General features: G+C 60.1%; 10 protein-coding genes. 6 read left to right on the top strand and 4 right to left on the bottom strand.

Annotation, left to right across the window (positions count from 1 at the left end; all coding sequences use genetic code 11):
• Window positions 1-92: 92 nt before the first annotated feature.
• From KDX39_RS06645 to KDX39_RS06630, 4 genes are read right to left on the bottom strand one after another with little or no spacing between them, the layout of a single operon-like run.
• Window positions 93-1,457: a heavy metal sensor histidine kinase gene (locus tag KDX39_RS06645; RefSeq protein ID WP_231659779.1), complete on the bottom strand. Its 1,365-nt coding sequence runs from the start codon at window positions 1,455-1,457 to the stop codon at window positions 93-95.
• Window positions 1,447-2,124, bottom strand: coding sequence for a heavy metal response regulator transcription factor (locus KDX39_RS06640; RefSeq protein ID WP_210072967.1), 678 nt, complete (start codon window positions 2,122-2,124; stop codon window positions 1,447-1,449). Before KDX39_RS06640 ends, KDX39_RS06645 begins: the two co-directional genes overlap by 11 nt.
• Before the next feature lie 10 nt (window positions 2,125-2,134).
• Window positions 2,135-5,236: a multidrug efflux RND transporter permease subunit gene (locus tag KDX39_RS06635; protein WP_231659778.1), complete on the bottom strand. Its 3,102-nt coding sequence runs from the start codon at window positions 5,234-5,236 to the stop codon at window positions 2,135-2,137.
• Entirely contained in the window at window positions 5,233-6,405 is a 1,173-nt protein-coding gene (locus KDX39_RS06630; protein WP_231659777.1) for an efflux RND transporter periplasmic adaptor subunit, read from the bottom strand. The genes KDX39_RS06635 and KDX39_RS06630 overlap by 4 nt, the downstream gene beginning before the upstream one ends.
• Window positions 6,406-6,697: 292 nt before the next feature.
• Between KDX39_RS06630 and KDX39_RS06625 the strand changes: the two genes are divergently transcribed.
• From KDX39_RS06625 to KDX39_RS06600, 6 genes are all read left to right on the top strand, one after another.
• Entirely contained in the window at window positions 6,698-7,084 is a 387-nt protein-coding gene (locus tag KDX39_RS06625; RefSeq protein WP_231659776.1) for a hypothetical protein, read from the top strand.
• 336 nt (window positions 7,085-7,420) lie between these two features.
• On the top strand, window positions 7,421-8,005 hold the full coding sequence (locus KDX39_RS06620) for a fimbrial protein (RefSeq protein ID WP_231659775.1): 585 nt from the start codon (window positions 7,421-7,423) through the stop codon (window positions 8,003-8,005).
• A gap of 61 nt (window positions 8,006-8,066) precedes the next feature.
• Window positions 8,067-8,813: a fimbrial biogenesis chaperone gene (locus tag KDX39_RS06615; protein ID WP_231659774.1), complete on the top strand. Its 747-nt coding sequence runs from the start codon at window positions 8,067-8,069 to the stop codon at window positions 8,811-8,813.
• Between the two features lie 253 nt (window positions 8,814-9,066).
• Window positions 9,067-11,457, top strand: a complete 2,391-nt coding sequence (locus KDX39_RS06610; RefSeq protein WP_442964530.1) for a fimbria/pilus outer membrane usher protein — start codon at window positions 9,067-9,069, stop codon at window positions 11,455-11,457.
• Window positions 11,454-12,227, top strand: a complete 774-nt coding sequence (locus KDX39_RS06605; protein ID WP_231659772.1) for a fimbrial biogenesis chaperone — start codon at window positions 11,454-11,456, stop codon at window positions 12,225-12,227. The genes KDX39_RS06610 and KDX39_RS06605 overlap by 4 nt, the downstream gene beginning before the upstream one ends.
• A 1-nt stretch (window position 12,228) precedes the next feature.
• Entirely contained in the window at window positions 12,229-13,233 is a 1,005-nt protein-coding gene (locus KDX39_RS06600; protein WP_231659771.1) for a fimbrial protein, read from the top strand.
• Window positions 13,234-13,292 lie beyond the last annotated feature (59 nt).

Raw genomic sequence — 13,292 nt, 5'->3', positions numbered from 1 at the left:
AATAAGCGCGCGCGACGAATAAAGAGTGTTTTTTAAAACACTTGAAGACCGTCAAATACCGAGCGTCAATATTAAGTTCGGCAAATGGATAATCAGCGCGGAAGACTGATACCGAACGTATTGATCCCTTGTTCGCTGTTCACAAACACCGAGCCGCCATGCATCAGGGCGATGGCTTTGACAATGGCAAGTCCCAGACCGTGGTTGGCGCCACTGTTGCTGCGCGATGCATCGACCCGGTAGAAGCGCTCGAACAGCCGGGAAAGATGTTCTTCCGGGATCTGTGCGCCCGGATTGGCCACGCCGATGCTGACGTGATCTTCCAGCGTCTGAATGCTCACTTGAATGCGCTCACCGGCTTCGGTGTGCTGAACGGCATTGTGCAGCAGGTTAATCAATGCCCGGCGCAGGTGAGCCTTTTCAATGGGGACGCTGGCGTCACCATCGACCTGCACCTGAACCTGCGCGTCTTCGAGAATGAAGTCCAGATAATCCAGCGTGGTGGCGACTTCCTCGGCCAGCGATGCGCGCGTCAGTTCCTGAACCCTGGTGCCCTGATCGGCGCTGGCCAGGAACAGCATGTCGTTGATGATCGAACGCAGGCGTTCCAGCTCTTCCAGGTTCGATTGCAGCACTTCAAAATAATGCTCGGCCGAGCGGCCTCGGGTCAGGGCGACCTGAGTCTGGCCGATCAGGTTGGTCAGCGGCGAACGCAGTTCATGGGCGACATCGGCGTTGAACGACTCCAGGCGGGAATATGCCTGTTCGACGCGTTCGAGGGTTGAGTTGAACGACGCCACGAACTGCTTGAGCTCCGGCGGTAATGGTGACAATTGCAGGCGGCCTGAGAGCCTCGGCGGTGCAAGTTTCTGCGCTTCAAGAGACAGCGTCGCCAAGGGGCGCAAGCCAATGCGCGCAACCCAGTAGCCCAAGGCCGAGGCCAGGAGAATGCCCAGTGCGGCGAAGCTGACCAGCGCGATCAGCAACGAATGTTGCGCATGCCAGAACGTCTCGGTGTCGATGGCAGTGAGAAAACGCAGGGCAGGACGCTTATCCTTGGGGGCGAATTCGCTGACCAGCACTTTGAACGCGAACGGATGATCGTCCAGCCTGAGATCGCGCATGCCCAACGGTCCGCGAGCAAACTGGCGGATAGCTGCACCGGGTTCGCCGAATTCGAAGCGCGGATCATCGCTGACCACCCAGAAACGCAGGCGTTTGTCTTCTTCACTCAGCAGGGTGAGCTTGGCTTTGATCTTGGTCCAGTGTTCCTCGGTCCCATAGCGATTGACCGCGGACTCCAGCACGCTGTAGCGCGCATCCACTTCGGCGCGGGGCAGCAGGTCCAGGCTTCTGTCGACCTGCAGGTACAGCGCCCAGCCGATGAGCAGGAAGACGCCCAGCGCGACAAGCGCGAAAAGACCGCCCAACCGCAGGGCAATCGAGTCAATCCGCACTGCGGTTCTCCAGCACGTAGCCCATGCCGCGGATGGTGTGCAGCAACTTCTGTTCATGCGGACCGTCGAGCTTGGCGCGCAGGCGTTTGATCGCGACCTCGACGACGTTGGTGTCGCTGTCGAAATTGATGTCCCAGACCATCTCGGCAATGGCGGTCTTGGACAGGATGTCCCCTTGGCGTCGGGCCAGCACGCTCAGCAGGGAAAACTCCTTGGCGGTCAGGTCCAGCCGAGCTCCGGCACGGGTGGCCTTGCGACTGATCAGGTCGATCCACAGGTCGGCAATGCTGATCTGCACCGGCTCATGGCCGCCGCTGCGACGGGTAAGTGCTTGCAGGCGTGCCACCAGTTCGAGGAACGAGAACGGTTTGCCCAGATAGTCGTCGGCACCTTCACGCAGCCCGCGAATGCGATCATCGACCTGCTCGCGGGCGGTGAGCATGATCACCGGCGTCTGCTTGCGAGCCCGCAGCGCCCGCAACACACCGAAGCCATCGAGCCCCGGTAGCATGACGTCGAGCACGATGATGGCGTAATCGTTTTCCAGTCCCAGGTGCAGCCCTTCGATGCCGTCGCGGGCCACATCTACGGCATAGCCTTGCTCGGTCAGGCCACGACGCAGGTAGTCTGCGGTTTTTTCTTCGTCTTCGATGATCAGCACGCGCATGAAGCGACTCTCACTCGTGAATGGCCAGTGCGGGCGCAGGCGCGGGATGACGCCGGTGAAACAGCCGCTCCAGTTGCAGGTAAATGACCGGGGTGGTGAACAGCGTCAGCAGTTGGCTCACCAGCAGACCGCCGACCACGGCGATACCCAAGGGTTGACGCAGCTCTGCACCGACGCCGAAGCCCAGCATCAACGGCAGCGCGCCGAGCAGTGCCGCCAGGGTGGTCATGATGATGGGCCGAAAGCGTGTCATGCAGGCCTCATAGATCGCTTCCTGTGGCGTCAGACCTTGCTCGCGTTGCGCCTGCAGGGCGAAATCCACCAACAGAATGCCGTTCTTCTTGACGATCCCGATCAGCAGCACCACACCGATCAGCGCCATGATCGAGAAATCCTGCCCCATCATCCACAGCAACAACAGTGCGCCGATGCCTGCCGACGGCAGCGTCGAAATGATGGTCAGCGGATGCACGAAGCTCTCGTATAGCACGCCCAGAATGATGTACACCGCCACCAGTGCCGCGAGGATCAGCCAGGGCTGGTTGGCCAGCGAACTCTGGAACGCCTGCGCCGCACCCTGGAAACTGCCAATGATCGACGCCGGCATGCCGATCTCGGCCTTGGCCTCGTCCAGCATGCGCACTGCATCGCCGAGTGCGACCCCGGAGGCAAGGTTGAAGGACAGGTTGGCGGCCGGGAACATGCCGTCGTGACTGATGGACAAGGGCCCCATTTGCGGCGCACCGACCTTGGCCAGTGCCGACAACGGCACCATTTCGTTGGTCAGCGGCGAGCGCAGGTAGAAATACGCCAGACTTTCGGCCTTGCCACGTTGCCGGGCATCGAGTTCAAGGATGACTTTGTACTGGTTGACCTCGGTCTGGTACTCGCTGATCTGCCGCTGGCCGAACGCGTCATACAACGCCTGATCCACGTCTGCCGTGGTCAGGCCGAAACGTGCCGCTGCACTGCGGTCAATCTCGATGTGCGTCACGCTGCCGCCCAGTTGCAGGTCGTTGGACAGGTCGCGGAAGGCAGGGTTTTCTCGCAGCTTTTCGGTCAGGCGCTGGGTCCAGGTGTTAAGCAATGGCCCGTCGTTGCTCTTCAGCACGTACTGATACTGACTGCGGCTGGGGCCGGAGCTGAGGTTGATGTCCTGCCCGGCGCGCAGGTACAGGACGATGCCCGGCACCTTGGCCAGTTTGGGCCGCAGCCGGTCGATGAATTCGCTGACCGAGACATCGCGCTCGGAACGGGGCTTGAGCGAAATCCAGAAGCGGCCGTTGGCGATGGTCTGGTTGCTGCCTGAGACGCCGACGGAATGGGAGAACGCCAGGACCGCAGGATCAGCGCCGACAATCTTCGCCAGTGCGAGGTGTTTTTCCACCATGTCCGGGTAGGAAATGTCGGCAGCCGCCTCGGTAGTGCCCAATGCGAAAGCCGTGTCCTGCACCGGAAAGAATCCCTTGGGAATGATGATGTAGCCGATCACGGCAAGGGCCAATGTCAGGCCGAACACGCCCAGCATGATCCGCTGGTGCGCCAATGCCTTGCGCAGGCCTCGCTCGTAAGTGGCCAGCAAGCGCTCGCCGAAGCCGGGTCTGGAATGTTTGGCGTGTGACGGCGCGCGCATGAATAACGCGGCCAGCGTCGGGGCCAGGGTCAGCGAAACCACCACCGAAATCAGGATCGTCGCTGTGGCGGTCAGGGCGAACTCCTTGAACAGTCGCCCGACCACGCCGCCCATGAACAGCAGCGGAATGAATGCGGCAATCAGCGAGAAGCTGATCGAGACCACCGTAAAGCCGATTTCGCTGGAGCCTTTGATCGCTGCTTCACGCATGCCTTGCCCGGCTTCCAGGTGCCGGTGAATGTTCTCCACCACCACAATGGCGTCGTCCACGACAAAACCTACGGAAACCACAATGGCAACCAGCGTCAGGTTGTTCAGGCTGAAGCCCGACAGGTACATCATCGCGAAGCTGGCAATCAGCGACACGCCCAGCACGGCGCTGACGATCAATGTCGCCGAAAGCTGGCGAAGAAACAGCGCCATTACCGCGACCACCAACAGCACGGCAATCAGCAGGGTCAGCTCCACTTCATGCAGCGAGGCGCGGATAGTGCGGGTCCGGTCGTTGAGCACCGACACGTCGACAGCGGCGGGAAGCATTTCCTGCAGGCGCGGCAGTTCGCGTTGAATGCGGTCCACCGTGTCGACAATGTTGGCGCCCGGCTGGCGGAAGATGGCGATGTTGACACCTTGCTGATCACCGGACCACGCCTTCACATAAGCGTTTTCCGAACCGTTGACCACACGGGCCACATCACTCAGGTGAACCGGTGCGCCGTCTTTGTACGACACGATCAGTTGCGCGTAGTCCTGCGGCTTGAACAACTGGTCGTTGGAAGACAGGGTCGAAATGCTGTCCTTGCCATACAGCGCGCCCTTGGCCAGATTCAGGCTGGTCTGCTGCACGGCCTGGCGAATGTCGGCCAGGGTCAGGCCCAGCGCGGCGAGTTTTTCGGGTGCGGCCTGCACGCGGATTGCCGGCCGCTGCTGACCCGTGATGAACACCTGACCCACCCCTTCGACCTGGCTGAGCTGTCGCGCCAGGATGGTTTCGGTCACGTCGCTCAGTTCGGTGCCCGGCATCAGGCTGGAGCTGACACTCAGGATCAGCACCGGGCTGTCGGCCGGGTTGACCTTGCGCCAGGTCGGAAGGCTGGGCATGTCGGCGGGCAGGCGTCCAGCGGCGGTGTTGATCGCCGCCTGCACTTCCTGGGCTGCGGTGTCGATGCTCTTGTTGAGGGTGAATTGCAGCGTCAGGTTGGTAGAGCCCAGAGCGCTGCTGGACGTCATTTGCGTCATGCCCGGAATTGCACTGAATTGCACTTCAAGAGGCGTGGCGACCGACGAGGCCATGGTTTCGGGGCTGGCGCCGGGAAGCTGTGCGCTGACCTGGATGGTGGGAAATTCCGCTTCCGGCAATGGCGCGACCGGCAGGCGTGGAAAGGCGATGACACCCAGCAGCACCAGCGCAAAGGTCAGCAGCAACGTGGCGACCGGATGGTCGATACACCAGGCTGACACCGAGCCCCGGCCTTTCATTGGGCGCGCTCCACTTGTGCAGTGCGGTCTTGCTCGGCCGCGCCGTTCACCACTTCGATGGCGGTGCCTGGCTTGAGTCGGGACTGACCGTCACTGACGAGTGTGTCTCCCGCCTGCGGGCCGCTGATCAGGGTCTGTTCACTGTCCTGATAAAGCACTTTCACGGGCACAACTTCGACCTTTTTATCCGCCGTTACCCGATACACGAAATGCTGGTCCATGCCGCGCTGGACCACTTGCGGGCTGACCGTGAGCGAGTCGCGCTCAATACCGGTCTGGATCTTCACCGTCACCAGTTGCCCCGGCCACAGCCGCTCGCCGGGGTTGTTGAACTGCGCCTTGGCGCGGATCGTCCCGGTAGTAGCCGACACCTGGTTGTCGATCAACGACAGCGTGCCTTCGCCCAACAGCAGGCCGTTGGCTGCGCTATCACCCTGATAAGCCTTGACCACCGCGCCCGTATGGTTGGCGATCAGCCCTTGAAGGGTGGGCAGCATCTGTTGCGGCAGTGAGAACTCCACGGAAATCGGGTCGATCTGTGTCACGGAAAACAGTCCGGCCGCATCCGTCACGCGCATGAAATTGCCTTCGTCGACATTGCGAATGCCGACCCGGCCGCTGACGGGCGAGCGAATCTGCGTGTGGGAAAGCTGAACCTGTGCGGCATTGATACTTGCTTCGTTACCCTGCGCCGTAGCGCTCAACTGCCTGACCAGCGCCTGCTGCTGGTCGTAGGTCTGCTTCGAGATGCCGTTGTCTTCAGTAAGCTGGCGATAGCGCTTGAGGTCGAGCTGGGCGACGTCCAGTTGGGCCTTGCTCTGCGCCAGTTGCGCACGAGCCTGCTCCAGTGATGCGCGGATCGAACGGTCATCCAGCGTTGCCAACAATTCTCCGGTCTTGACCTGCTGACCTTCCTTGACCAGCACTCTGGTCAGGATGCCGTCCACTTGTGGGCGAATCACGACGCTTTGCAGCGACAGCACCGAACCGATGCCTGTCACGAAACGCGGCACGTCCTCGATCTGAACGGTCACGACCTTGACCTTGACCGGTACCGGGGCCGGGGCGTTTTTGTGGGGTTTGGCGGGGCGCAGCAGGCTCCAGCCGACAACCGCAATCAGTGCGGCGAGGATGACGACGGCTGTGACGGTCAGGGTCTGTTTACGCATGCGAAGAAGGCGCCGGAGGAGTCAAAGTGAAGGCCGCGAGTTTCAGGCGTTACTTATAACCTGCAAACACGGTCAGCAAAATGACTTTCAGCTGTCAGGAATGTCAGGAAACACCGATCAAGAAATCCCGCTCCGGGGCGATACAACGAGAGAGGGGATGACGTGTTGGATGATGAGTGAGTCTTCAGATAAATCCTACATTTTCCTGCGTTAATTTCTGGCCGTCGATTCTTTCCTCGACTTAACTATCATCAGGGATTTATTCATCAGGTATTTATTCATGAGGTGTGGCATGAGCAGCAAGGCATCCGCCGTTAAAAGAGTTCTGCAAACCCTGTCCACGCCTTCAGGAAGGGCGGCGACCGTATTTATTCCGTTGTTGTTGATGTCCAGTCTTTCACTGGCGCGCGACGGCACACTGAGTTTTCACGGAAGTGTCGTCAATTCGAGTTGTGAAGTGTCGGGATTCGCGCCGGATTCAACAAATAATGCGTTGCGCTCACTGACAGTTTCGCCGGGTATTACACTACAGATCCGTGCCATGAAAGATGCCTGTGCCGATGACAGTGCTCCCTTTGTGGCCGACTACCAGGAACTGACACCCTCGCCTGTTTCACCGTCGGCCGGACAAACAACGGTGACGGCACGTGCTGGCCTGGTAACGCTGACGTATCAGTAAAAGTCCCTGCCGTTTATCCCATTATCCATCGCCTCTGAGGGGGCGTCGGGTTATTGTCTGACAATGCAGTTTCCTGCGCAATTTCCTGTTGGGTTTCTTGAATACGTCGGCGGCAGTCATTTGGTTGATGTGCGCGCTCGGGTATTGTCTGTAACGCGCTGAAATCGTGGCCTGTCTGGTTATTCTGGTTATTCCTACAGATGCATCCTGCGTGCCGTGTGGTCGTGTCCGTTCATTCAAAGTAACTACCCTGACAGCGTTAAAAAAGTTCGAGACCTATAGTGCTCACCGTCCGAATGTGGGCACACACGAAATAACACAAGGAAGGTAGTTAGCATGAAAAAGCTTTCTCTGACACTGGCAGTCATGGGCGCTATAAGTTTGGGTCTGGCGGGCACCGCCAATGCGGCAAACAACGGCAAACTGATCTTCAACGGCACACTCACCAATATCTCTTGCGATGTGGCGCCGGGGACCGGCGTCAGCGTCGGTAATAATCCGGGTGAGATCAATGTCGATCTGGGCAACGTTTCGTTTTCCGATATCGGCCTGTCCAGCGAAGCCAAATATGAAACCGCCACACCTATTCAGTTGTTGGTCAACTGCAGTGCAGGTGCCGATCAGTACAACATGGTGAAGATGCGGTTCACCGCACGCAACGGCAGTGGGCTGGACAATAACGATTCGAAACTGTTGCGCACGACCGGTGCGGCGGACGGTGTCGGTATCGGCCTTCTTAATGCCTCCAGTGTGCTGATGGACCTGAGTGGCAGCGAAACCATCGACACGTCGCTGGTCAAGGATGGTGCCGGCGGAGCAACAGCTGAAATCAACTTTGGCGCTGTCTACGTACTCAACGGTACACCGACCAATCCCGGTAACGCCGATGGCTTCATGCCGTTCGTAATGGATTACGAGTAACGGCCTGACAGGGCGGGCTTCGCTCGCCCTGTTTCATGCTCATCAGAGGCGGGTGCCAGGTATGCTTCTCGACTTTTTTCGTTACATCGTGCTGCTTGCGATGGGATTGACCATGTCTTCGGTTCAGGCAGGCATTGTGCTGAATACGACACGTGTCATTTATCAAGGAGGTGACAAGGAGGCGAGCCTCGGCGTTCAGAACAGTGGCGGTGGAGAGATTCTTCTGCAGTCCTGGCTCGAGACACCCGGCACGGCAGGTACACAAGCTGCGCCGGATCTACCCTTCATTGTTACGCCGGCTCTGGCGCGTATGGCCGGTGGCAGCAAGCAGTTGCTGCGCATCATCCATTCGGGTGCCGGTCTGCCGACCGATCGTGAGTCGGTGCTATGGCTCAATGTTCAGGAAATACCCCAGACCGCTGCAGAAAACACGCTGCAAATCGCGATACGGCAACGCATCAAGGTGTTTTTTCGGCCCTCGGGGCTGGACGCGGACCCCTTGCAGGCACCCGAAAAACTGCGCTTGCGCTGGGCCGGCGGCGATGTGCTGTCCATTGAAAATCCGGGGCCCTATCACGTGTCGATGTTGCGGGTTTCGGTCCGTCAGCGCGGCACCGAACTGGCCAGCCTTGACCGCCAGATGCTTGCGCCGCATCAGAGCCTCAGCCTGCCATTGCGTGGCAAGAGCGCTGCGGTGCCACTGGATCTGAGCTTTATCAGCATCAACGATTTCGGCGGACAGGTCTCTTATCAGGCCCGACTCGACGACGGCGGAGTCGGTTACGCAAGCAAGGCTGCGGCGCGCTAGCCGGGCCCGTCCTGTCGCGATGCGTCTGCGCGAAGGATTGTGCGGCGTGCGATATATCCGAAGTAGAGTGAAGATCGCTATGGAATGGCACAAAAAAGACACGGGCGTCGCTGCAAAGTCTGTTCGCCTTTATCCCGGACATTGCCCGAGGCCTCGTACGACGTGGGTATCCGGCCGCTATCGGGTCTGTATCAGTCTGGTGCTGACCTGCTCTTCCACCGCCTTCGCGGCCAGCCCGGACGGCCCGGGTATCATGAGCCCGGTGACGTTCAATACAGCGTTCATTCAGGGCAGCGAGCAACCGCCGGACCTGAAAGAGTTCCTGCGCGCCAACAGCGTTCTGCCCGGCATCTACCGCGTGGACATCTACGTGAACCGGACGTTGAGCGGACGGCGTGATGTGGCGTTTTCGAAAAACCGGCGTTCCGGCCGGATCGAGCCCTGCCTGACGCTTGAGATGTTGCAGGGTTTCGGACTCGATCCGGCCCGTCTGCCTGCCACGGGCGAGCCGGACGAGGCGTGTTTCGATCTGCCAGCAAGGGTCGAGTTTGCACGAGTCGAGTACCATCCCGACGCCCTGCGCCTGAACATCAGCGTTCCTCAGGCGGTCATGGCGCGCAGTGCCCGTGGCTACGTTTCACCACAGTTGTGGGACGAGGGCGAACCGGCGGCCTTCGTCAATTACAACGTCAATGCCGTCAGACGGCGCAATCAGAATCTCGATACCGACCAGTACTATATGGGGCTGCGTAACGGTGTGAACCTGGGGGCCTGGCGGCTGCGCAATGAGTCTTCACTGCTTTATGGTGCCGATCGCTCATGGCGCTATCGGGGCAATCGCACATTCGGTCAGCGAGACATCACTGCCCTGAAAAGCCAGTTGACGGTGGGTGAGGCGTTCAGCGATTCGCAGGTGTTCGACAGCGTTCGCTTCAGGGGCGCGTCGATTGCTTCGGATGACGGCATGCTGCCTGACAGTGAGCGCAATTACGCGCCAGTCATCCGCGGGACTGCCGAGACCAATGCAACGGTCGAGGTTCGCCAGAACGGATTTCTGCTGTACAGCAGTAACGTTTCGCCCGGGCCTTTCGAAATCACAGATATTTACCCCAGCGGTTCCAACGGCGATCTTGACGTCACGATCATCGAAGCCTATGGTCGCCGACGTTCCTTCACCCAGGCATATGCGTCGTTGCCGATCATGGTACCGGCGGGTGCGCTGCGCTTCAGTCTGGCTGCCGGGCAGGTCGACAACGAAGGTCAGAGTTCCCCGACCTTTGCCAGTGCCGCACTGATTTACGGTCTGTCAGAACGGGTGACCGGCTTCGGCGGACTGCAACTGGCCGAGGGCTATCAGGCCGCAAACATCGGAACGGGGGTGAACACCGGAGTCGGCGCGGTTTCTCTGGATGTCACCCATTCGGTCAGTCAACAGAAGCTCCAGACGCTTGCCGGCCAGAGCCTGCGGGTGCGCTACGCCAATACGCTGGACGTGACGGACACCACCCTGGCAGTCGCCGGATATCGCTATTCCACCGAGGCCTATCGGACGCTCAATCAGCACGTCAGCGATATGGACGACTCACTGAACGGTCTTCCTGGCGGTCAGCCCAAGGACCGGCTGGAGCTCAATGTTACTCAGGTGCTGCCTGCGCAAAACGCTTCCCTGAGCCTGACTGCTTCCGAACAGCGCTATTGGAACCTGCCCGGCAAGACCCGCCAGCTTTATCTGTCATACAACGCAGCCTGGCGCAGCCTCAATTACAGCCTGTCCGTCGAGCGTAATCAGGACTTTGGCCGTTCGGGCGACGTCACTCCGGACACCCGCATCGCTTTCAGCGTGACCCTGCCGCTTGGCGCCAGTCCAGGGTCATCACGTCTGTCGTTCAATGGCGTGCGCGGCAGTGCCGGCGACTACAGCGTGCAGGCTGGCCTCAATGGCCAAGTACTGGATGATCGCGACACGTTTTATTCCGTGCAGACCGGTCGCGACAGCAGTTCCGGGAGCTACGGTGCGGGCAAGATCAATACCACCCTGCCTTACGGCCGGTTTGAAGCCGGTTACAGCCAGGGCCAGGACTATGACGCGTTGACGCTGGCCGCCACCGGTTCTGTCGTGGCTCATGCCGGCGGTATCAATCTGGGTCAGCCATTGGGCGAAACCTTTGCGCTGGTGCATGTGCCGGATGTCGGCGGGGCCAGGCTCAAGTCATTCAACAACGTCGCCACAGCCGCTAACGGTTATGCGGTGATGCCCTACGCGCAGCCCTATCGCACCAACTGGGTCAGTCTGGACACCCGGCAACTGGGTGCCGACATCGATCTGGAAAGCGCGATCACCCAGATCGTGCCTCGACGCGGGGCCATGCCGCTGGTGCGCTTCAAGGCTGCGGTGGGTCGCCGCGTGCAGTTCGAACTGGTGCGCGCCGATGGCAGCAAGGTTCCGCTGGGGGCCAGTGTCGAAGACGAGCAGGGCAGGGCGCTGGCCGTGGTAGATCCGAGCAGTCAGGCGCTGGTGTTGAGCGAACAGGACAGCGGCCGTTTGCAAGTGCGCTGGTCGGATCAGCGTTGCGAAGCGCCTTTTGAACTGCCGCCCAGAGACCCGGCTCGGGCTTACGAACGGCTCAAGGTGATCTGCCAATGAGGCGCGGCTACCGACTCATGCTTCTGGCGCTGCTGTCAGTGACCAGTGTCTGCGTGCAGGGCGCACTGTCGCTGACAGGGACGCGGCTGATCTTCGATGGCCGGTATCGGGAAGTCAGCCTGGAGGTGCGCAATTCGGGACAGGACGAGGTACTTGTTCAGGCCTGGCTCAGTGATCCACTGGATGATGAAATGTCGGCATCGCCCCAAATTCTGCCCTTTGTGGTGACGCCACCCCTTTCGCGTATCAGTGCGGGTGGCAGGCAGGCATTGCGGGTGTTGTATCAGGGGACAGGAATGCCTGAGGACCGGGAATCCCTGCTGCACCTGTCGGTGCTTGAAATTCCCCGACGCGAGCCCGGCAACCGGCAACTCACGATTGCCGTCCGTCAACGCATCAATGTGTTTTACCGACCTGACGGGTTGCCGGGCGATCCGGCCGAGTCCGCCGAGCGGCTGAGCTGGACGATGACGGATAACGGCTCGGGCATGACGCAGTTGCAGGTCAGCAACCCGACGGCCTACCACGCCTCGCTTGAATCCCTGAACCTGGACGGTGTTGAGATCAGTGACCACCTGTTGCTGGCCCCGGGCGCACGAATCGAATTACCTGTCTCCATGCACGTTCTTCCACGATCCGGACTTCACCGTCTCGCGTTCAAGGCGCTGACCGACTACGGCGGCCAGCGCGCCTACTGCACGAATCTGAGCGGGCAGGCATCGTCCAGCGCCCGTCTTCTGGAAAACCTCACGCTTCAGGAAGCCTGCTGATATGAACACTCTCTTTGTGCGCCGCCGGTTTCAAACCGCTGCATTGTTATTGCTGCTGAGCCCTGCGCCTGCGTTTGCGCTGGTCTGCAAGACGCAAGGTGCGGGCGAAACCTTCGTTCATGGCCAGTTGAGCAGTACGGTGGCGATTCCTGCGACGGTACCGAATGGCGAAGTGGTCTGGCGCTCCGGGCCCATGAATATTCAGGTCGAGTGTGCCAAGGACGGCCAGCAGGCACTTCAGGAAGAAATCGCCCTCTACCTGAATCCCGACAACATTGTGATCGGCCAAGGCATTCGTGCAGGCCTGACCCACAAGGGTATCGACTATGTCCAAGGCAGTGGCCGGATCACCACCGGGCATTACCTGCCCCCGTGCCATGAGGGCGATGCGAACATCGATAAATGCCCCAGGGTTCGTTTCAATCTGCCGTTTTCGGTGTTCATTCAGAAGTTCGGTGCAACCCCGCCATCTGGCGTCGCAAGCGATTTGCTTGATTACCGCTTCTTCCAGCTCGACAGCACTGCCGGTCTGCAACCGTTGCCGGGGCGCAGCCTCAGTTATGTGATCGACAGCCTGACCGGTCTGCGCTTCGTGGCCTGCGATGCCGATCTGCAGGTGATCCCGCAGACTGTGGAGTTCGGCGCGCTGCCCATCAAGAACGTCGCAGTCGGCAAGGTCTTCGCCACTCAACCGTTTTCACTGCTGACCCAACGCACCTGTGACTCACCCTTCAGCATCAATGCCCGTTTTCGTCCGGTGAGCGGCATTGTTTCAAGCACGGGGGATCTGTTGATACCCGCCGGCAACCCGTCGTTAGGCATCCGCATCAGCGGTGCCCTGGGCGGCAAGGCGCTGCGTTACAACGAACCTTTCCACATGGCCGAATTGCTGGACGATACCCATGCGGCCAAGGCGGACTTCAACGCCGAACTGGTCTGGAACAGCACCAGGCCGCAGGTCGGGCCTTTCGATGCGCAAATCATGGTGGATCTGTTCTATCGGTGAGGGCGACAGGAGGCTGGGGCGGGCGTTCGACGTTTGCTGTATGCTGCGCGACCGCGGGC

This window comes from Pseudomonas sp. CDFA 610 (genome assembly GCF_021147865.1).
Lineage (GTDB): Bacteria > Pseudomonadota > Gammaproteobacteria > Pseudomonadales > Pseudomonadaceae > Aquipseudomonas > Aquipseudomonas alliivorans.
The sequence above is the reverse complement of the archived record's forward strand: the minus strand, read 5'-3'. Positions and strand labels throughout refer to the sequence as shown.

What these genes read in the sequence shown, in the direction of transcription:
- KDX39_RS06640 (WP_210072967.1), bottom strand. Translation starts at nt 2,124, where the DNA reads ATGCGCGTGCTGATCATCGAAGACGAAGAAAAAACCGCAGACTACCTG.
- KDX39_RS06635 (WP_231659778.1), bottom strand. Translation starts at nt 5,236, where the DNA reads ATGAAAGGCCGGGGCTCGGTGTCAGCCTGGTGTATCGACCATCCGGTC.
- KDX39_RS06630 (WP_231659777.1), bottom strand. Translation starts at nt 6,405, where the DNA reads ATGCGTAAACAGACCCTGACCGTCACAGCCGTCGTCATCCTCGCCGCA.
- KDX39_RS06625 (WP_231659776.1), top strand. Translation starts at nt 6,698, where the DNA reads ATGAGCAGCAAGGCATCCGCCGTTAAAAGAGTTCTGCAAACCCTGTCC.
- KDX39_RS06620 (WP_231659775.1), top strand. Translation starts at nt 7,421, where the DNA reads ATGAAAAAGCTTTCTCTGACACTGGCAGTCATGGGCGCTATAAGTTTG.
- KDX39_RS06615 (WP_231659774.1), top strand. Translation starts at nt 8,067, where the DNA reads ATGCTTCTCGACTTTTTTCGTTACATCGTGCTGCTTGCGATGGGATTG.
- KDX39_RS06610 (WP_442964530.1), top strand. Translation starts at nt 9,067, where the DNA reads ATGAGCCCGGTGACGTTCAATACAGCGTTCATTCAGGGCAGCGAGCAA.
- KDX39_RS06605 (WP_231659772.1), top strand. Translation starts at nt 11,454, where the DNA reads ATGAGGCGCGGCTACCGACTCATGCTTCTGGCGCTGCTGTCAGTGACC.
- KDX39_RS06600 (WP_231659771.1), top strand. Translation starts at nt 12,229, where the DNA reads ATGAACACTCTCTTTGTGCGCCGCCGGTTTCAAACCGCTGCATTGTTA.